Here is an 18,523-nt window from a genome sequence, read left to right on the forward strand (position 1 = left end):
CCCCGCGCGCATCCGCCCCCCGACAGGCAGGTGTTGTGTCATCTCGAACGCACCTCTGCATGAAAGGCAGTCGGCCAGGATGCGGTCGGCCCGAGGGTCGTGACACTCCAAAGCACGAAGCAGGTGTTTTCCTGCGCCGAAACCCGCATGAGACGCGCGGATTTCACCTGGAAGGAGTCGTACGGGGAATTGCAGTCAGATGGAACTCAATGATTTTTACGCTCATCTGCTGGGCCTGGCCCCTCCGTGGAAGGTGAAATCGGTCGTACCGAGAGAACGCGCCGATGAGGTGGATGTCTATCTCGACTACGAACGAACGGCCCTCTTTCCCTGTCCCGGGTGTGGCCTGGCGCGTCCCGCGTGTGATCGCTCCCCCGTCCAAACGTGGCGCCACCTGGACACCTGCGGAAGAACAACCCGCCTGCACGCCGAGCTTCCCGTCGTGGATTGTCCCGAACACGAACGACAGAGTCCGGGCCCTCCGTGGGGAGAAGCGGGGTTCCCCGTAACGTTCGCCTTCGAGCGCCTGATCGCCGGGCTGGCCGGAGATATCGGCGATATGAGAAAGACCGCGCGACTATTCGGTGTGGAGCCGGGTCGAGTGCGCCGGATTCTGCGGCGCGCTCGAATGGCGGCGGAGATCGCGGAGGCGGAGAAGACTCCGGCTGCACCGGCCGGCGACACGGGGGGCACGGAGGTCCCGCCTCCCGCGAGGCAGCCGAGGCAACTCCCCCTCTTCGCCCAAAACGACTTGAGCTTCATGAACCGGGGCATCCAGGCGTACCGGGCCATGGAGCTGGACAAGGCCGTCGATCTCTTCAGCAGTCACCGTCAAACCTACCCCAACGGGCACGATGCCGGCTCATGGTCGGCGGCGGCCAAATTCCTGCTCGACGGCATGCGCGGGGCGCCCCGGGAACCGCGTCAACGCGCGCGGGCTCTGTGCGGCCTCTGGGATGCGCTCGAGGACCGCATGGAATCCGAACGCGCGGGACGGTCCGTCCTGGCGGCGGAGGTCAAACGGGCCTTCTTTTGGCGCGTGATCGAGGAGCTCGACGGGCATCGCCCGCCGGGCGCCGCGGCGTCACCGCCATCCGCCCCGCCGCCGTGTACCGGGACCGAGGATAAGTCTCCCGGAGGGGATGTCCCGTCCATGACCGAAGATTCCTCATCGGGCGCGGGAGGCGCACCACCGGAACCCGCGCGTCCTGCCCGAATGGGTTCCCCCGTAGCTGCGCCGGATGTGAGCCCGGCTCGCGCCCGCCCCCTTGCGTCCGGTGCCGCCGGTGCGTCGCTCGTTCTCCCGGGAGGCATTCCCGTCGGATACGTCCTTCTGCACGCGGGACGCTACGACGAGGCGATTCGCAGCCTCCAGAACTCCATCCCCGAAATGCCCCGCAATGCCGCCGTATACGGCTACCTCGGCGATGCGTACAGGCTTCGAGGCGATCGGAAAACCGCCCGGCAGTGCTACCTGGAAGCCTGCCTCATCGACCCCGCGGAGATCGACTGGCGTCACCTGCAGGACGAAGACCTCAAAGAGCTCAAGCGGGAGCTCTCGTTCGATTACGGATCGGACCAGGAACTCGCGGCGGCGTGGCTGCCGAGTCACGCGCGCCTGGAGGGAATCTTCGAGCCCAAAGTGGTCCGCGTCAACGACGGTCTCAAGGAGATGGCGGACGATTACCTCGAAATGGAAAAGGCCTGGGCCGGGGAAAAGAATCCCCGCCTCGCGGCAAAGCTCTTCTTTCGAGGCATGATCCTTTGCGAAAACGAGGATAACCTCAGGTTCGTCAAGAAAATCGACCTGATCCAGGTGCGCCGGGTGATGAAAGAGGCCAACCCGGTCCTTTTCGGCGACTTCATGGAAACGATCGCCGGCAAAAAGCGCTCGCGCTGAGGGAGAAAAGGCTGTCACGCGTCGTGGGGGAAAGCGGATCGAAACAGGGGCATTGTGATCATCCGCCCCACCTCGGGCAGAGTCGCTCCCCGCGCGGGAGCCTCATGGCACCTTTTACCCCCGTCCGGCCCGCAGCGGCTCACCCGACCCGCATCATCGCATCCTGAGCCGGACTTCTCGGCGGATGCTCACCCGACCCTCCTCACCGGATCCCAAGATCGGGCCACTGGAGGGCCAGTTCGGTGAGGGTTCGCACCCCGAAGCCCGTGCCGCCCCTCGGGGTGGTCCCCAGGGCCTTGTCGGTCCATGCAGGCTTTGCATCTCCCGAACCCGATCGATCGCTTTCCAGCAACATTTCAACGGCTGCTCTCTCCGGAACCGCGACAACAATTTACCGGAAGACACTCACCTTGCCATGATACCGTGATAAGAAACCTGAACGACAGCAATGCGAGGCGAAATACCATGACCCACGAGGAGAATTCCTCTCAGCTCATTCCGCCTCACGGCGGGTACCGGGACTTGAAGTCCTACCGAATGGCGGAAATTGTCCATGACGCCACGGTTGAGTTCTGCACCCGGTTTATCGACCGCCGTTCTCGCACACTGGACCAGATGGTGCAGGCGGCGCGCAGCGGTAAACAAAACATCGCCGAGGGAAGTGTGGCATCGGGCACATCCAAGAAAATCGAGATCAAGTTAGTGGGTATTGCGCGAGCAAGCCTGGAAGAACTGCTGTTGGATTATCAGGACTACCTCCGCCAGCACGCGCTACCCTTGTGGGGCAAGGACGATCCGCGAGCAACGCAGATCCGATCGCTCTGCTACAGGAAAGATAGGTCCTATTCGACCTATAGGCCCTATATCGCCTCTCCAGCCTTTCCTGAAACCGCCGCAAACGTTGTGATCTGCCTGATTCACCAGACAAATTACCTCCTGGACCGGCAATTGCGCGTCCTGGAGCGCAGCTTCCTGCTTGAGGGCGGTTTCACCGAGCGGATGTATCACGCCCGCCGGCAAACGCGTGAAAAGGGCAAAAACGAATGAATTGTCGGCCTGAGGCAATGAGGATCGGCTTCAAAGGCCCTCCAAAAACAGTAATGCTTCTCAAAAGCACCACCTTTTACCCCCGCCCGGCCCGCAGCGGCTCACCCGACCCGTATCATCGCATCCTGAGCCGGACTTCTGGGAGTATACTCACCCGACCCTCCTCATCGGATCCCGAGATCGGGCCACTGGAGGGCCAGTTCGGTGAGGGTTCGCACGCCGAAGCCCGTGCCGCCCCGCGGGGTGGTCCCCAGGTCCTTGTCGGTCCAGGCGGTCCCGGCGATGTCCAGGTGTGCCCAGGGCGTCGTGTCGGGCACAAACTGCTTCAGGAACATGCCTCCGACGATGCTCCCGGCCGTGCGGTCCCCGACGTTCTTGAAATCGGCCACGTCGCTCTTGAGGTAATCGAAGTAGAGGTCGTAGAGCGGGAGGGGCCACAGCCGTTCGCCGACCTGGGCGCCGATATCGACCACGGCCTCGGCCAGGATGTCCCGGTTGGCCATGACCGCGGCCACCCGCTGACCGAGAGCGATGATGACGGCAGCCGTGAGGGTGGCGATGTCGAAAACGGCAGCGGGTTTGTACCGCATCGCGTAGGTCAGCGCGTCACAGAGCACCATCCTGCCTTCCGCGTCGGTGCTGATCACCTCGACGGTCAGACCCGACATGGTCCGGATCACGTCCCCGGGCTTGTAAGCGTTCCCCCCCGGCATGTTCTCCGTGCACGGCATGATCCCCACCACATGCCGGTCTGATCCCAGACGGCCAAGGGTTTCGAAGGCCCCAAGGACGGCGGCCGCCCCGGCCATGTCCTGCTTCATCTCTTCCAGGTGGTCCCGCGGCTTGAGCGAGATCCCGCCGGTGTCGAAAGTGATCCCCTTGCCGACGAAAACAATGGGCGACTCCCGCCGGTCCGCTTCGGGAAAGCGTTCCAGCACGATCATGCACGCCGGTTGACGGCTGCCCCGCGCGACGGCGGCGAAGCCCCCCATTCCCATGGACTCCGCCTTTTCCAGGCCGATGACCTCGATCCGGCAGCCGTCCCGGTCGGCCAAGCGCCGCGCGCAGTCGGCCAGGAAGGCCGGAGTCGCCCGGTTGGCGGGCGAGGACACGAGGTCTCTCGCCAGGATAATCCCGGCCGCGGCGGCAGCAGCCGCACCGGGCAAGGCACGCAACTCCGGCGTGGTTTCGTACTCGTTCAGGACCACCAGGCGTGAGGGAGCCGCGCTCGGCGCGATGTCCCTGGTCTTGAGCTCCTCGTAGCGGTGCAGACCGGTCAGCCCCCCGATGAGCGCCTCCTTGAGCGCCGAATCCACCATCAGGGGGAGGCCGTAAAAGGAACGCAGGCAAAAGGCCGGGCGGGCGAGGCGCAGCTCGCGGCACCGGTTCAACGCGGCGGCCGCGCTGCCCTGGAGCCGCTCCATGTCGAATTTCTCCCTGGTCCCCAGCCCGGCCATGACGACCCGGGGGATATTCGCTTCGGGCGGACCGTAGCACACCGCGACTTCCTGGTATTTCCCCTGAAAATCGCGGAGCACCGGCGAGGCCGACAGCCACTGCCCGTGCTGATCGAGCCAGCGCTTGAATCCGGGCAGGGGTTCTGTTGCTTCCTCGAGACCGAAAAAAATGAGCGCGTCCGCCCTCCATTCGGAAGCCGGACCGATCTGCCAATCGATTTCCATCCATTTCTCCTCGGTGACTCGGGTTTCCGGGGCAGCCGACGCCCGGCTGCAAACGCGCAGCCGCCGTGCCGGACATCGGCGAAAAACGACATCACGCCGTGCATCCGAAAGATTCGTCCCTGCCGACGTCGCGTTCGGCCCCCGCCGTCACGCGACCCGGCGATACGGCGCACTTGAGTCCACCCCGGAAAAACGGCATCGCCGGGAAAAACGTGCCGTGATCCAGGGGACCGGCAATCGTTACCCGGGGCCGTGCCCCTCCGCGGGCCCGGGGCTTTCCAGGGGGACGATTTCCATCGCCCCCGTTTCACCGTCAAAATAGAGCAGCCGGCCTGCGTAGGCGGGTTGCCTGCCCGCAAGAATGCGGATGGCTTCCAAAGCCTGGAGGCCCGCGATCACCGCGGGAGTGGGGCCAAGCACTCCCATCCGCTCCTCCGACGGGTCCTTTACCGTGCGCGATCCGTATATGCTGGAGAGTCGCAGCGGCGAATCCGGCAGGAACGTGCAAACCTGCCCCCACCACCCCGCGGCCGCCCCGTGCACGAAAGGAATTCCCAGTCGGCGGGCCGCATCGGCCAGGATGAACCGCGCGGGCAGATCATCCAGCGCATCGAGCACGACGTCCGCACCCTCGATGAACTCTTCCGCGTTGCCCGCATCCACGGCCTGGGGGTAGACCCTTACATCCACGAACGGATTGACGCACCGTATTCTTTCCTCGGCCACATGAACCTTCGGCCGCGACATGTGCCCGGTATCGCAAAACAGCTGCCGGTTGAGGTTCGTCGGGAAAAAAATGTCCTTGTCCGCAATCCCGATCGACCCGATCCCGGCCCTCGCCGCCAGGTTGACCAGGTGCCCTCCGAGTCCCCCGCAGCCGCAGATGAAAACCGTGCTCTCGCAAAGCTTCAGCTGCTCGTCGAGGCTCAGCGCGGAGAAGTTCTTCAGATAGCGCAACGGGGTGATGCCGTATCGAATCGCCTCCGCCACGGCTTGGCGCGGAATCCGCCCTTTCTCCGAAGCCCATTCGAGCAGGGAGCGGTCATCGATCACCAACCTCGATTCGCCCTCGTATTCCACGGGAAATGAGATGTATTTCAATTCCATGGACGTCCCCAGGAACCTCCGGCCCGGAACGCGCCTTGTTCATGGCATGCCGGGGCCGTCGCTTGCCCGAGTGAGCCGGAATCCGCGAAGCCCCGATACCGATCTGCCCTGAAGATACCGCCTTTCACGCTTCGCGGGCGATGCGGGCATCATGAGGAACCGCGTTCGGAACGAGACTCCCGGAATGTGACGGAAGTGCGGGTCAACAATCCCCTCATCCCCCCCGGAGTCGGCCCCGTTCCCTTCAATTCGGCGCTCGAGCAGCAAAAACATACACAAGTCCCGGCTCGGCCGCAACGGAAATGCTTGACGGAAACAGTCCGCCACGGACGGCTCCCCGTGACCGGATTTCCGGCCGGGCCACGCGGCGCAAATGCCCGGTGGAAGCGGTGCGCCGCGGCATCCGATCGCCTGTCGGAAAAAGTGCAAACGCCCCGGAAATACTCGTTGACAAAGAAAAGGTCCCTCATTAGCCTAATCGATCACCTCAAGTTGACAATGCGGATGTTGCTGTTGGATTCTTCAGAGAAAAAAGGAAACGATCATGGCGAAACGCATCTATAACTTCAACGCCGGTCCCGCCGTCCTGCCGCTACCCGTGCTCGAGGAAATGCAGCGCGAAATGTTGGATTTTCACGGCTCCGGCATGTCGATCCTGGAAGTCAGCCATCGTTCGAAATGGTTTGAAGACGTACTCGATGAAGCCATCGTTCGGATCAAGCGGCTTCTCAAGCTGGACGATACGTATCAGGTGCTTTTCCTGCAGGGCGGGGCCAGCTTGCAGTTCTGCATGGTCCCGATGAACTTGGCGCTGCCCGGGAAGCCGGTCTCCTATGTCGAGACCGATATGTGGTCCACCAAGGCCATCCAGGAAGCGCGTATCCAGGGCAAGGAAGTCGAGGTCGCCGCCAGCTCAGGAGACCGCGAGTTCACCTACATACCCGGGCAGGTGAAGGTCCGTCCCGATTCGGCCTACCTGCACATCACGTCCAACAACACCATCCGGGGGACGCAGTGGCACTCATTCCCCGATACCGGGAACATCCCGCTGGTGAGCGATATGTCCTCGGACATCTTCAGCCGGGTGTTCGATCCGAAGCCTTTCGGGCTCATCTACGCCGGAGCGCAGAAGAACGCCGGCCCGGCGGGCGTCACCCTCGTGATCGTGCGCGAGGACATGCTGAAGCGGGTTCCCAAAGAACTGCCGACCATGTTGAAGTACACCACGTTTTCGGAAAAGAAGTCCATGTTCAACACCCCGCCCTGCTTTGCCATTTACACGGTCAGCCTGGTGACGAAATGGCTCGAGGAGACCGTCGGGGGCATCGCCAGGATGGAAGAGCAAAATCGCCGGAAAGGCGAGACCCTCTACCGCTATCTCGACAGCCAGGACTATTACAGGGGGACGGCGGAACCCGATTCCCGGTCGCTGATGAACGTAACGTTCCGGCTGCCGGACGCCGCCCTGGACAAGTTCGTGAAGGAAGCCACCGCCGCGGGACTCGGCGGGCTGAAAGGGCACCGTTCGGTGGGAGGTTGCCGGGCGTCCCTGTACAATGCCACGCCCCTGGAAGGCGTGGAGGCGCTCGTGGACTTCATGAAGGAATTCGTGCGAAAGAACGGATAGCCCGGCGGAAGACGGTCCAGGCCCGCCTCGCCTCGGCGGGGCGGGACTGGAAATCGGGGGCGGCGTTCCCAACCGAACCGGCACGAGGCGCGGCGATTCGGGCAGCCCTGATGTGCCCGGGCAAGGCAAGCGCTGCATGTGCGCCGGCCTCGCCCCTCCGGGTCAATCGTCTTGACGGCCGGGACTCCTCCGGTTGCACCCTGTTGCACGCGACTGTTTCGCCCCCGAACGAGGGGGGACACCGGTGCAACGATTGGGAAAGAGAGAGGGAATGAGCGCCTCGCCTCGGCGGGGCGGGACTCCGTTCGAAAGCGTCACTCCGAGCTGTCCGTTCCCAGGCTCCGGCTTGACTGACGGGGCGGCCCCTCTGTTTGAAGCCTTCTCTCCGGTCCGACTCCCGCATCTTCCGTCTCCCTCCCGCTCGGGCCTTGATGTTGCTAAAAAGCCCGGACTGTGCTAAAAAAACTGCGATTTATTCCGGCGAGTTCCGTTGTGCGGGGGTGCCGCGCAAACCCTATCGAGCAAAATGAGGCGGATGATGGACTATAAATATGCACCGAAGCGTATCGAGAAGAAATGGCAGGAACATTGGGAACGGGAAAAGCTCTTCGAGGTTTCCGAGATTCCCGGCCGGGAGAAGTTCTATCTCCTGGAAATGTTCCCCTATCCCTCGGGGCGCATCCATATGGGGCACGTCCGCAACTATTCGATCGGGGACGTGGTCGCCCGCTTCCTGAGGATGCGGGGCTACAATGTGCTGCACCCCATGGGGTGGGACGCGTTCGGCATGCCGGCCGAAAACGCCGCGATCAAGGCGAAAACCCACCCTGCCCGCTGGACCTACGAGAACATCGCGTACATGCGCAGCCAGTTGAAGCAATTGGGATTTTCCTACGACTGGTCCCGCGAATTCGCCACCTGCGACGTGTCCTACTACCGCTGGGAGCAGCTGTTCTTCCTGAAGATGTACGAAAAGGGGCTGGCGTACAAGCGCAGCGCGTACGTCAACTGGTGCGGCACCTGCCTGACGGTCCTCGCCAACGAGCAGGTCGAAGGCGGGGCATGCTGGCGTTGCGACCAGCCCGTGGTCCAGAAGGAAATGGAACAGTGGTTCTTTAAAATCACCGATTACGTGGAAGAACTGCTGGATTATACCCACCGGCTGCCGGGCTGGCCGGAGCGGGTGCTCACCATGCAGCAGAACTGGATCGGCAAGAGCCTTGGAAGCAAGCTCCTGTTTCCCCTGGCATCCGGGGACGGTTCCATCACGGTGTTCACCACGCGCGCCGACACGCTCTTCGGGGCGACGTTCATGAGCCTGGCCCCCGAACACCCCCTGGTGGAGGGGCTCTGTCGTGGAAATCCCCAGGAATCCGAAGTGCTGCGGTTCGTCCAGGCCGCCAAGCAGGCGAAGCGCAACGACCGTGAGGCCGAGCTGCTCGAAAAGGAGGGGGTTTTCACCGGAAGCTGCTGCATCAACCCGGTCACCGGGGCGAAAATGCCGATTTACGTCGCCAACTTCGTGGTGATGGAATACGGTACGGGAGCGGTCATGGCCGTTCCCGCCCACGATCAGCGCGACTTCGAATTCGCGCGCAAATACGGGCTGCCCGTCAAGGTGGTCATCAAGCCGGCCGATGCGGCGGCCGCTCCGGCCGCGCAGGAACTGTCCGCGGCCTTCGAAGACGACGGCGTGCTGGTCGATTCCGGCGCGTATTCGGGCATGGCGTCCGCCGAGGCCCGCACCGCCATCACCGCGGACCTGGCCGGGAAGGGCCTCGGGGAGCAAACCGTCCAGTACCGGCTGAGAGACTGGGGGATTTCACGTCAGCGTTATTGGGGTGCCCCCATCCCGATCGTCTATTGCGACAAGTGTGGAACCGTTCCCGTTCCCGAAAAGGATCTGCCGGTGGTTCTGCCGACGGACGTCGCGCTGCTGCCCAACGGCGCCTCCCCCCTTCCGGCGCACGCTCCTTTCCTCAACACCGACTGTCCGCGTTGTGGCGGTCCCGCACGCCGGGAAACGGACACCATGGACACCTTCGTGGAATCGTCCTGGTATTTTGCCCGGTTTGCGTGTGCGAGGTACGATCAGGGGCCGCTCGATCTGCCCAAAGTCAAGTACTGGATGCCCGTGGACCAGTACATCGGCGGCATCGAACACGCCGTGCTCCACCTGCTGTATTCGCGTTTCTTCGTGAAGGTGCTGCGGGACATGGGGGCGCTCGAGGTCGACGAACCCTTCAGGAACCTGCTCACCCAGGGCATGGTGATCAAGGACGGGGCCAAGATGAGCAAGTCCAAGGGGAACGTGGTGGACCCGGACGACATGATCAAGGCCTACGGCGCGGACACGGTGCGCCTCTTCTGCCTGTTCGCCTCCCCGCCCGAAAAGGATCTGGAATGGAGCGACCAGGGCGTGGAAGGGTCATTCCGGTTCCTGTCCCGGATCTGGCGACTGGTTTCCGACAATCTCGACGCCTTGCGGTCCGCGCCGCGCCACAACGGCGGCGGAGCGCTTCCGGAACCGCTTGAAGCCCTGCATCGCAAGACGCACCAGACCATCAAGAAGGTGACCGAAGACATCCGGGACCGCTTCCATTTCAACACGGCCATCGCGGCGATCATGGAACTGGTGAACCAGATTTACCAGGTGGTGGAAGGCGGCTCCAGGGCCGGGAACATCTGGCCGGTGGTGAAGGAGGCGGTGGAGGCGCTGATCCTGCTCGTCTCTCCCATGGCGCCGCACATCGCCGAAGAGATCTGGCACGAACTGGGACATACCCGAAGCGTTCTGCTCGAACCCTGGCCCGAATGGAGCGGGAAAGCCCTGCAGGCCGAAGAAGTCATGCTCGTGGTGCAGGTGAACGGGAGACTGCGCAGTCGGATCACCGTTCCCTCCGACGCGACCCCGGAGCAGATGGAAGCGGCCGCGCTGGCCGATTCCCGCGTGCAGGAATTCATTGCCGGAAAGCCGGTGAGGAAGGTCGTCGTCGTTCCGAAAAAGATCATCAACGTCGTCGTATAGGCCGCCTTCCGGCAGAAAGAGCGCAACGTCATGCAAATCCGTTCGAGACTCCTCATCGTCGCGGTTGTTCTGCTGCTCTGCACGACAGGGTGCGGGTATCACTTCTCCGGAGAGGGGCCGGGACCGAAGCCGGGGTTGCACAATATCGCCATCCCCGTTTTCGAGAACAAGACTTCGGAACCCGACCTGGGCGCCATCTTTGCCGGAGAGTTGCGCAAGGAATTCATGCGCAGAGGCTCGATGCGGGTCGTGCCCCAGGACGAGGCGGAAGCCGTCTTCAGGGGAATCATCACCAACATTTACAGTTCCGCGGTTGCCCACCGCGATCTTCCCCTCACTTACAACAATGCGCTGGCCATCGAAACGCGGCTTTACGTGGTTTTGGAAATCCGGTGCATTGAGATCAAGACGGGAAAAGTGCTGTGGCAGGATCCGAATTTCACCTATTTCAAAGTATACCGGCAGCTTCGCAATGCGCAGGACCCCGATCCGATCTTCAGCTTCGACAGCCGCAAGGGAGCGCTGCAGTTCCTTGCGAAAGAAATGTCAACCCGCATTCATGACCGCTTTCTGAGCAATTTTTGACCATGCCGGCCGATGAATTCTTCAGGCGTCTCGAACGGGAACCTCTGTCGCCCGTCTATTTCCTGGTCGGGGAGGCGGAGCTGTTGATCGAGGAGGCCTGGAAACGGCTCGTGGAGAAGATCGCCTCGGGCGGAGCCCGCGCGTTCAACGGGGAACGCTACCAGGCGAAGGAATACACCGCCGCGGAGATGGTGGCCGGGCTGCGCGCCCTTCCCATGTTTGCCCCGAAACGGCTGCTCATGGTCCGCCACATCGAAAACTGGCCCGAAGAACAGCGCAAGATCCTGCTTTCCTACCTCGCCCGCCCATTCCCGACGGCATGCCTGGTGCTCACGCTTTCCGGTAAAAAGGGGCTGGAGAAAATCGAAGCGGCGGTGACGGCGGTTGGAACCGTCGTCCACCTTCACGGCCCGTCGGAGAGGGAACTGCCCCGCTGGCTGCGGGACCGGGCCCGGCAGCGGGGGAAGGAACTCTCCTTCCAGGCCGCGATGCACCTCGCGGAACAAGTGGGAACCGACCTGCAAAGACTTGAAAGTGAGCTCGAGAAGCTCATCACCTATGTGGGCGACAACGCGGCCATCGAGGCCGACGATGTCCTGCAGGCAGTGAGCGCGCAACGCGGCCACACGATCTTCGAGCTGCTGGATGCCGTGGCGGAACGCAAGAGCGGGCGGACCCTGGCGATGCTGCGGTCCCTGCTGGCGGAAGGTCAGGCGCCGCTGCAGGTTCTGGCCATGATCGCGCGGCACGTCCGTCAGCTGTGGCAGGTGAAGAGCGCCCTGGAAGAAGGGATGCCGCTGCCGCAGGCGGCCCGCAAGTTCAACATCCATCAGTTCGTGGCGGGCAAGCATGCCCGGCAGGCGCCGCTTTTCAGCGAAGCCGACCTGTACCGGATGCACCGTGCCATCTGCGACACGGACTTCGCCCTCAAAAGCACCGGGACGAACCCGGAGGCACTGCTCGAAAACCTGGCGCTGGGGATGTGCCTGAAAAACGACTGAGCCCCCGGGGAAGACGGATCGCACCGGGGGCCGAAAACGAGCGGATGGACGAGCCGGCGGGGATGTGCGGCGGCTAGAGTGCGTTCACCCGTTTGGACAGTCTCGCCACTTTCCGGGAGGCCGTATTCTTGTGGATGACCCCTCTGGAAGCGGTCGTATCGATCACGGAAACCGCCATTTTCAAGCGTTCGAGGGCGGTTTCCCTGGAGTTCGAAGCGATGGCTTCCTCCAGGCTTCGGATGACGTTCTTCATCCTGGTTTTCCGCGCACGGTTGCGGATACGTCGTTCTTCATTCTGCCTGGCCCGTTTGAGGGCTGATTTGTGGTTGGCCAAGTCGACCTCCTGTTGCATTGAAAGAGTATAACGTTCGGAACCGTTCAAAAACAACGGTATTTCGCCTCGGAATCGAAGCGTTTTTTATAATTCACGGCGACAACGCGTGTCAACCCCAATCCGTACAAATCCCGGAAGAATTTTCCATCACCGGACCGGAACCCGCCGTGGCACGGGCAGCACGCGCACCGGTCCGCAAGAACGAGGCCACCCGCAGGGATTCCGACGTCACGGTCGCGCGGGTGAAACCGCGGCACGAGACTGCCTGCCCATCGCGGCCTCGAATTCACGGGCTGTTTGTTCACCGGATTGCTCAGGCGACATTCAAAGAGGTGAAGAGGAGCCCGCGGCGACGGAAAGCGGGCGGCCGAATCCTCAGTTGCGAATCTCGAGCACTTCGATGTTCCTGACCCCCTTGGGAGTCTGCACCCGGATTTCCTCGCCTTCCTCCTTGCCGATCAGCGCTTTGCCCAGCGGGGATACCACCGATATGGTGCCCGACTGGACGTCGGCTTCATAAGGTCCCACGAGGCGATAAGAGGTGACTTCCCCGGTTTCGGTGTCTTCCACCACCACGGTGGAGCCGAAAATCGCCCGGCCGTTGTCGTTATCCGATGGTTCGACGATTTCGCATTCGCCCATCTTCTGGCAAAGGTCCTGAATCCGGCCTTCGATCATGGCCTGTTTTTCTTTGGCCGCCTCGTACTCGGCATTCTCCGAAATATCTCCGTGCGACCTGGCTTCCTCGATCGCTCTGATCACCATCGGCCGCTCGTCTCGCTGGAGCCTCTGCAACTCGATCTTCAGGCGCTCAAATCCTTCCTTGGTAATCGGTACTCTCGGCATCAAGAATCTCCCTTCAGAAAATCATCGCGAATTCATTTAATAACATTCGTCTCAAGTGTCAAGCTCGTAAACCCGACACGCGACAACCCGCCGAGCCTTTCAGTAAAGCGGGATCGAGCGCGTTCCAGCGGGACTTTTCGATGTCCGCCGGAAACGGGCCCCCGGGGGAGGGTCTCCTCCCGGCATCGCTCGACCGGGAAAGGGTCACCGGAGTGCATTTCAAGGCAATTGCGCGGGATTGTTTCCAGTTTGGGTTTTTGCCGGGAGCGGCTCAATTTCATTCGCCCGGCAGGTCAACTCATGCTAGATTAGCGGCGAATCGGGGTTGCTCCAATGGACTCGAAAGAGTGAGGTTAATTCATGCCGTTTAAGAGAAAAGACTTGCTCGGACTCCGCGAACTGGACGTCCATGAAATCGAGCACATCCTGGAGTTGGCCGTTTCCCTCAAAGAAATCAATGCAAGACCGATCAAGAAGGTGCCCACTCTCAGGGGAAAGACCGTCATTCATCTTTTCTACGAACCGAGCACGCGAACGCGGACATCCTTCGATATCGCCGCAAAGCGGCTCAGCGCGGACACCTATTCCATCACCACGGCAGCGAGCTCGATGGTCAAGGGAGAGACGCTCCTCGATACCGTCAAGAACCTCGAAGCGATGAAGCCGGACGTCTTCGTCCTTCGCCACACCGTGTCGGGAACGCCCCATCGCATTGCGCGGCATACGACGGCGTCGGTCATCAACGCGGGGGACGGCATGCACGAGCATCCGTCTCAAGCCCTGCTGGACATGATGACCATGCTCGAGCACAAGAAGAAGCTCGACGGGCTGACGGTGGCCATCCTCGGGGACATCGCCCACAGCCGCGTGGCGCGTTCCAACATCTGGGGTTTGAGGAAGATGGGCGCGAAGGTCATCCTCTGCGGCCCGATCACGCTCATACCGCCCGAAGCTCACACGATGGGCGTCGAGGTGAGCCACAAACTGGGTGAAATCATTCCGGAAGCAGACGTGATCATGGTGCTCCGCCTTCAGAAGGAACGACAACAGCAGATGCTTCTGCCCTCGCTGCGCGAGTATTCCATCTACTACGGGTTGACGGCCGAGAAACTGAAGAAGGCCCGGCGCAACGTTCTCATCATGCACCCGGGCCCGCTGAACAGGGGTGTGGAGATCAGCCCGGACGTCGCCGACGGGCCGCATTCGGTCATTCTCGACCAGGTGACCAACGGAGTCGCCGTGCGCATGGCCTTGCTCTACCTGTTGGGCCAGAAATGATCGCCGGCTGCTCGAAGGCGCACGGTCGAGCGCGGGCCGGGCAATCCAAGGAGTTCGCGGTATGAAGAAAGGGAAGGCGGATCCCTGCAATTACCTCTTTCGCCGCGCGCGGGTGATCGACCCCGCCCGGGACTTGGACGCCGTTGCCGACGTGCTCGTCGTCGACGGCATTCTGACCGATATCAAGCCGAATATCGACCTGCCCTCCGACCGGCTCGCTCATTTTGCGGTGATCGATGCGTCGGAGAAATGGATCGTTCCGGGTCTGATCGATATGCACGTGCACCTGCGCGAACCCGGCGAGGAATACAAGGAAACGATCGCCACCGGGACGATGGCCGCCGTGGCCGGAGGTTACACGGCGGTGGCGTGCATGCCCAATACCAAACCCGTCAATGATTGCGCGGCGGTGACGGAATACATCCTGGAACGCGCCCGGGAGCAGGGCCATTGCCGCGTGCTGCCCGTGGGAGCCGTGAGCAGCGGGCTGGAAGGGCGCAGCCTGGCGGAATTCGGCGAGTTGAAGGGATCCGGCGCGGTGGCGGTGACCGATGACGGCCGACCGGTGGCCAACAGCATGCTCATGCGCAGAGCGCTCGAATACGCGAAGAATTTCGACCTCCCGGTGATCAGCCACGCCGAGGACCCCGCTCTTTCCGAAGGCGGCCTCATGAACGAAGGCCCGACTTCGACGCTGCTCGGTTTGCACGGCATCCCGAAAGCGGCCGAGGAAGTCATGGTTGCGCGGGACCTGGCCCTGGCCGAGCTCACGGGAGCGAGACTGCACATCGCCCACGTCAGCACGGCAGGAGCCGTGCGCATGATTGGCGAGGCGAAGAGCCGCGGAGTCCCCGTGACCGCGGAAACGGCGCCGCACTACTTTACTCTCACGGACGATCGGCTCATGACCTTCGACACCCTCTACAAGGTGAATCCCCCGATTCGCGGCCCCGCGGATGTGGAGGCCATCAAGCGGGGCCTCGCGGACGGGACCATCGACGCCGTCGCCACCGACCACGCCCCTCACAGCAGTATCGAGAAGGACACGGAATTCGAGTACGCGGCCAACGGCATCATCGGGTTGGAGAGCGCTCTGCCGCTGATTCTCGAGCTCGTGAGGGAAAAGACGCTGACCCCTTCCCAGGCCGTCGCCAAGGTGAGCTGCAACCCGGCACGCATACTCGGCTTGCCGCTCGGAACGCTGCTCTTGAACCAACGTGCCTGCATGACGTACCTGGACCCGGAATTTTATTTCGTCCTGGACTGCACGACATTCCGGTCCAAGAGCAGGAACTGCCCGTTCCACGGGCAGCCGACCAGGGGCCGGGCTCTGATGACGTTTTTCAATGGAAAGGTCGCTTTTTCCCGTTTGTCTAAATAGTATTCATCCGGAATCAGCTCAAAGCCGAATGTAGAAGAACAGGTCGATGATGTGCCGGGGGACCGGCATCGCGTTCCCGCAGAGGCGAAGCGTTATACGCCATGCCGCGGCGCAAGCCCGTCGTCGGGCGGGCCGGGCATGTATTGCGCGCGCGGCGCTCGATCTGCGGTCGAGTGTTTAACCGACTATTTCTCCGGGCTTCCGTCCGAATGTCCAGCGATGCGGCATGTGTCCTTGAAGGAGCGGCTGCACCGCAAGGCGCGAGAGGCTGCGGGGCAGGTCCCGATTTTCAGGGTGCGCGTATAACCCATGCAACCGTCAGAAGCAAAAATCCTGGTGGTGGACGACGAAGCGAGCATGCGCGAGTTTCTGGAGATCATGCTCCAGAAACAAGGCTACCAGGTGACGTGCGCTGAAACCGGCAAAGAGGCGCTCGACTTCATCCAAAACGAGACCTACGACCTCGTCATCACCGATATCAGGATGAAGCCCATCAACGGGCTCGACGTTCTCAAGCAGTGCAAAGTCATTTCGCCTTCGACCGTGGTGATCATCATTTCCGCCTACGCCAGCGCCGAAACCGCCGTTGCGGCCATGCAGGAAGGCGCCTACGACTATCTCCCGAAGCCGTTTAACGTCGACGAGATCCGAACCGTGATCGAGAACGCCCTGCGCAGCAAGGTGGGCGAGGAGCAGCCCCAGGAACCCGAGGACGGGCCGCTCCATTTCGGGTGCCTCATCGGCGAGAGTTCGGGCATGCGCAAGGTCTACGAGCTGATCAAGCGCGTTGCGGCCACCTCCAGCAACGTGCTGATCACGGGCGAGAGCGGCACCGGAAAGGAACTGGTCGCCAAGGCCATACACCGCCAGAGCGCTCGCGCTCAGGAAGCCTTCGTGGTTGTGAACTGCGGCGGGGTCCCCGAAACGCTCATCGAAAGCGAGCTGTTCGGGTACAAGAAGGGGGCGTTCACCGGCGCCAGCGTGACCCGCAAGGGGCTGGTGGAAGCGGCTCAGAGCGGAACGTTGTTTCTCGACGAAATCGGCGAGCTGTCCCCCGCCCTGCAGGTGAAGCTGCTTCGCCTGGTCCAGGAAAAAACCATCAAGATGATCGGCGACAACGAAGATATCCTGGTGGATGTCCGCATCATTTCCGCCACCAACCGCAATCTTGAAAAGATGGTGGTCGACGGGCTCTTCCGGGAGGATCTCTATTACCGCCTCAACGTGCTTCCGATCCGGATACCGCCGCTGCGGCAGAGGGCAAAAGACATTCCGATCCTCGCGCAGTTCTTCCTGACCAAGTTCCGGAAGCGGTTCGGCAAGGACATCCACAAGATCTCTTCATACGCCATCGACATTCTCAAGCACTACGATTTCCCGGGCAACGTGAGGGAGCTCGAGCACATCATCGAGCGCGGCGTGGCGCTCGAGGCGTCGAGCATCATTCTCCCGGACAGTCTGACGCTTTCGACTTACAAAAAGACGCAGAGCGAGGCGTCGGTCATCACGCCCGGGTCGATCCCGCCCGAAGGCATCGAGCTCGACGACTACCTCGTGGAAATCGAGAAGAAGCTGCTGTTGCAGGCTCTCCAGCAGAGTGCCGGGGTGAAGCTCAAGGCGGCCGAGCTGCTCGGCATCAGTTTCCGCTCCTTTCGCTACCGGCTGATCAAGTACGGCCTGGACACGGAAGAGGAATAGCCCCCGCGGCCGGAGCCGTCCCCTGCCCTCACCCGGACCACCCCCTACGAAAACATCCACAGGATCAAGGTATAGCTGAAGGCTGACGCCAGGGTGAAAAGGGATACGCTGGTGGCGGCGAGCTCGGGGTCGCCGCCCAGTTCGGTGGCCATGATGTAGGTGACGGTGGCGGGAGGGGAACCGAGCAGGATCATGGCGGGCAAAGTCAGGATGTCGGGCACCCCGGCGACCATCATCAGCAGGTAACCCGTGAGGGGCAGGCCGAACAGCTTGAGAAACCCTATGCCGACGATCTCCATGGCCATCTCCCGGAAGGCCCCGAAGGAGAGGCTCGACCCGATCAGCAGCAACGCCGTGGGAAAGGCCATTCCGGACAGGATGTCCAGCCCCTTCTGAAACGGCTTGGGAATGGGAAAACCCAGCGCGGACCAGGTGATCCCGACGATCATGGTCAGGATGATGGGGTTGCGGAGCATGAGTTTGATCAGGTTCCGGATCTGGCCTTGTCGCGGATGCGTTTCGCTGAACGTGGTGAGTGCCCATACGGCAAGGGAGTTCTGCCCGATCATGAGGAAGCTGCTCAGAATCGCCATCCTCGCGAAATGACTCTCGCCGAGGGTATAGTAGGCGATGGCGTAGGCCATGTATCCGAGGTTGCCGTGAAAGCTGCTGTGCAGGAACGTGCCGCGCCGGCTGCGAGGAACGTTCAGAACCAGGCAGAACACGAAACTGACGCCCATCACCACGACCAGGGCGACCAGGGTGCAAATCACCGCCCGCAGGTTGAAGTTTTCGCGGAAGGATGCCTGCGCCAGCTCGTTGAGGAGCATCGCAGGAATGGCTACATTGAATACAATCTGGTTGGCGGTGCGGGAAAAGGCCGGATCGATGACTTTCTTGAGCTTCAGCAGGTACCCGACGAAGATGATGCTGAAGATGGGCAGGATAGTATTGACCAGTATGTTGATCATCTTCGACTCGAACGACCGCTTGGCACAGGAGGAAACTC

The 18,523-nt window shown here is 62.0% G+C and carries 14 protein-coding genes; 9 read left to right on the plus strand and 5 right to left on the minus strand.

All coding sequences use genetic code 11. From position 1 onward, the window contains the following. Nucleotides 1-199: 199 nt before the first annotated feature. The gene (locus SFUM_RS10760) at nucleotides 200-1,900 is read left to right on the plus strand and encodes a transposase family protein (protein ID WP_011698931.1); all 1,701 of its coding nucleotides are present in this window, start codon (nucleotides 200-202) and stop codon (nucleotides 1,898-1,900) included. A gap of 465 nt (nucleotides 1,901-2,365) precedes the next feature. Continuing rightward, nucleotides 2,366-2,947, plus strand: a complete 582-nt coding sequence (locus SFUM_RS10765; RefSeq protein ID WP_011698932.1) for a four helix bundle suffix domain-containing protein — start codon at nucleotides 2,366-2,368, stop codon at nucleotides 2,945-2,947. A 164-nt stretch (nucleotides 2,948-3,111) separates the two neighbouring features. Here SFUM_RS10765 and SFUM_RS10770 read toward each other — a convergent pair whose 3' ends face one another. Continuing rightward, nucleotides 3,112-4,629: a leucyl aminopeptidase gene (locus SFUM_RS10770; protein ID WP_011698933.1), complete on the minus strand. Its 1,518-nt coding sequence runs from the start codon at nucleotides 4,627-4,629 to the stop codon at nucleotides 3,112-3,114. Between the two features lie 240 nt (nucleotides 4,630-4,869). Continuing rightward, nucleotides 4,870-5,736 (minus strand): HesA/MoeB/ThiF family protein, encoded by an 867-nt coding sequence (locus tag SFUM_RS10775; protein ID WP_011698934.1) that lies wholly within the window; start codon nucleotides 5,734-5,736, stop codon nucleotides 4,870-4,872. Between the two features lie 544 nt (nucleotides 5,737-6,280). Between SFUM_RS10775 and serC the strand changes: the two genes are divergently transcribed. From serC to holA, 4 genes are all read left to right on the plus strand, one after another. Then, entirely contained in the window at nucleotides 6,281-7,363 is a 1,083-nt protein-coding gene (gene serC / locus SFUM_RS10785) for a 3-phosphoserine/phosphohydroxythreonine transaminase (RefSeq protein WP_011698935.1), read from the plus strand. A 538-nt stretch (nucleotides 7,364-7,901) separates the two neighbouring features. Next, nucleotides 7,902-10,391 carry a leucine--tRNA ligase gene (gene leuS, locus SFUM_RS10790; protein WP_011698936.1) on the plus strand — a complete coding sequence of 830 codons (2,490 nt, stop codon included), beginning with the start codon at nucleotides 7,902-7,904 and terminating at the stop codon, nucleotides 10,389-10,391. A gap of 30 nt (nucleotides 10,392-10,421) precedes the next feature. After that, the gene (locus SFUM_RS10795) at nucleotides 10,422-10,976 is read left to right on the plus strand and encodes an LptE family protein (protein WP_011698937.1); all 555 of its coding nucleotides are present in this window, start codon (nucleotides 10,422-10,424) and stop codon (nucleotides 10,974-10,976) included. A gap of 2 nt (nucleotides 10,977-10,978) precedes the next feature. After that, complete coding sequence (holA, locus tag SFUM_RS10800; protein ID WP_011698938.1) at nucleotides 10,979-11,977, plus strand: DNA polymerase III subunit delta; 999 nt, start codon at nucleotides 10,979-10,981, stop codon at nucleotides 11,975-11,977. Nucleotides 11,978-12,050: 73 nt separating this feature from the next. Here holA and rpsT read toward each other — a convergent pair whose 3' ends face one another. Together rpsT and greA are read right to left on the minus strand one after the other, a co-directional pair. Next, nucleotides 12,051-12,311 carry a 30S ribosomal protein S20 gene (gene rpsT / locus SFUM_RS10805; protein ID WP_011698939.1) on the minus strand — a complete coding sequence of 87 codons (261 nt, stop codon included), beginning with the start codon at nucleotides 12,309-12,311 and terminating at the stop codon, nucleotides 12,051-12,053. A gap of 375 nt (nucleotides 12,312-12,686) precedes the next feature. Next, entirely contained in the window at nucleotides 12,687-13,157 is a 471-nt protein-coding gene (greA, locus tag SFUM_RS10810; protein ID WP_011698941.1) for a transcription elongation factor GreA, read from the minus strand. A 360-nt stretch (nucleotides 13,158-13,517) separates the two neighbouring features. Between greA and SFUM_RS10815 the strand changes: the two genes are divergently transcribed. The 3 genes from SFUM_RS10815 to SFUM_RS10825 all read left to right on the plus strand — a co-directional run bounded on the left by SFUM_RS10815 (nucleotide 13,518) and on the right by SFUM_RS10825 (nucleotide 17,514). Next, nucleotides 13,518-14,435 (plus strand): aspartate carbamoyltransferase catalytic subunit, encoded by a 918-nt coding sequence (locus SFUM_RS10815; protein WP_011698942.1) that lies wholly within the window; start codon nucleotides 13,518-13,520, stop codon nucleotides 14,433-14,435. Between the two features lie 61 nt (nucleotides 14,436-14,496). Then, nucleotides 14,497-15,816 carry a dihydroorotase gene (locus SFUM_RS10820; protein WP_011698943.1) on the plus strand — a complete coding sequence of 440 codons (1,320 nt, stop codon included), beginning with the start codon at nucleotides 14,497-14,499 and terminating at the stop codon, nucleotides 15,814-15,816. A 309-nt stretch (nucleotides 15,817-16,125) separates the two neighbouring features. After that, nucleotides 16,126-17,514: a sigma-54-dependent transcriptional regulator gene (locus tag SFUM_RS10825; RefSeq protein WP_011698944.1), complete on the plus strand. Its 1,389-nt coding sequence runs from the start codon at nucleotides 16,126-16,128 to the stop codon at nucleotides 17,512-17,514. Between the two features lie 44 nt (nucleotides 17,515-17,558). Here SFUM_RS10825 and SFUM_RS10830 read toward each other — a convergent pair whose 3' ends face one another. Then, nucleotides 17,559-18,485: an AEC family transporter gene (locus SFUM_RS10830; RefSeq protein WP_011698945.1), complete on the minus strand. Its 927-nt coding sequence runs from the start codon at nucleotides 18,483-18,485 to the stop codon at nucleotides 17,559-17,561. Nucleotides 18,486-18,523 lie beyond the last annotated feature (38 nt).

It is taken from the genome of Syntrophobacter fumaroxidans MPOB (assembly GCF_000014965.1).
GTDB lineage: Bacteria > Desulfobacterota > Syntrophobacteria > Syntrophobacterales > Syntrophobacteraceae > Syntrophobacter > Syntrophobacter fumaroxidans.

Bases quoted from the DNA above. Each gene is read 5' to 3' on its own strand.
- SFUM_RS10760 (WP_011698931.1), top strand. From the start codon at position 200: ATGGAACTCAATGATTTTTACGCTCATCTGCTGGGCCTGGCCCCTCCG.
- SFUM_RS10765 (WP_011698932.1), top strand. From the start codon at position 2,366: ATGACCCACGAGGAGAATTCCTCTCAGCTCATTCCGCCTCACGGCGGG.
- SFUM_RS10770 (WP_011698933.1), bottom strand. From the start codon at position 4,629: ATGGAAATCGATTGGCAGATCGGTCCGGCTTCCGAATGGAGGGCGGAC.
- SFUM_RS10775 (WP_011698934.1), bottom strand. From the start codon at position 5,736: ATGGAATTGAAATACATCTCATTTCCCGTGGAATACGAGGGCGAATCG.
- serC (WP_011698935.1), top strand. From the start codon at position 6,281: ATGGCGAAACGCATCTATAACTTCAACGCCGGTCCCGCCGTCCTGCCG.
- leuS (WP_011698936.1), top strand. From the start codon at position 7,902: ATGGACTATAAATATGCACCGAAGCGTATCGAGAAGAAATGGCAGGAA.
- SFUM_RS10795 (WP_011698937.1), top strand. From the start codon at position 10,422: ATGCAAATCCGTTCGAGACTCCTCATCGTCGCGGTTGTTCTGCTGCTC.
- holA (WP_011698938.1), top strand. From the start codon at position 10,979: ATGCCGGCCGATGAATTCTTCAGGCGTCTCGAACGGGAACCTCTGTCG.
- greA (WP_011698941.1), bottom strand. From the start codon at position 13,157: ATGCCGAGAGTACCGATTACCAAGGAAGGATTTGAGCGCCTGAAGATC.
- SFUM_RS10815 (WP_011698942.1), top strand. From the start codon at position 13,518: ATGCCGTTTAAGAGAAAAGACTTGCTCGGACTCCGCGAACTGGACGTC.
- SFUM_RS10820 (WP_011698943.1), top strand. From the start codon at position 14,497: ATGAAGAAAGGGAAGGCGGATCCCTGCAATTACCTCTTTCGCCGCGCG.
- SFUM_RS10825 (WP_011698944.1), top strand. From the start codon at position 16,126: ATGCAACCGTCAGAAGCAAAAATCCTGGTGGTGGACGACGAAGCGAGC.
- SFUM_RS10830 (WP_011698945.1), bottom strand. From the start codon at position 18,485: ATGATCAACATACTGGTCAATACTATCCTGCCCATCTTCAGCATCATC.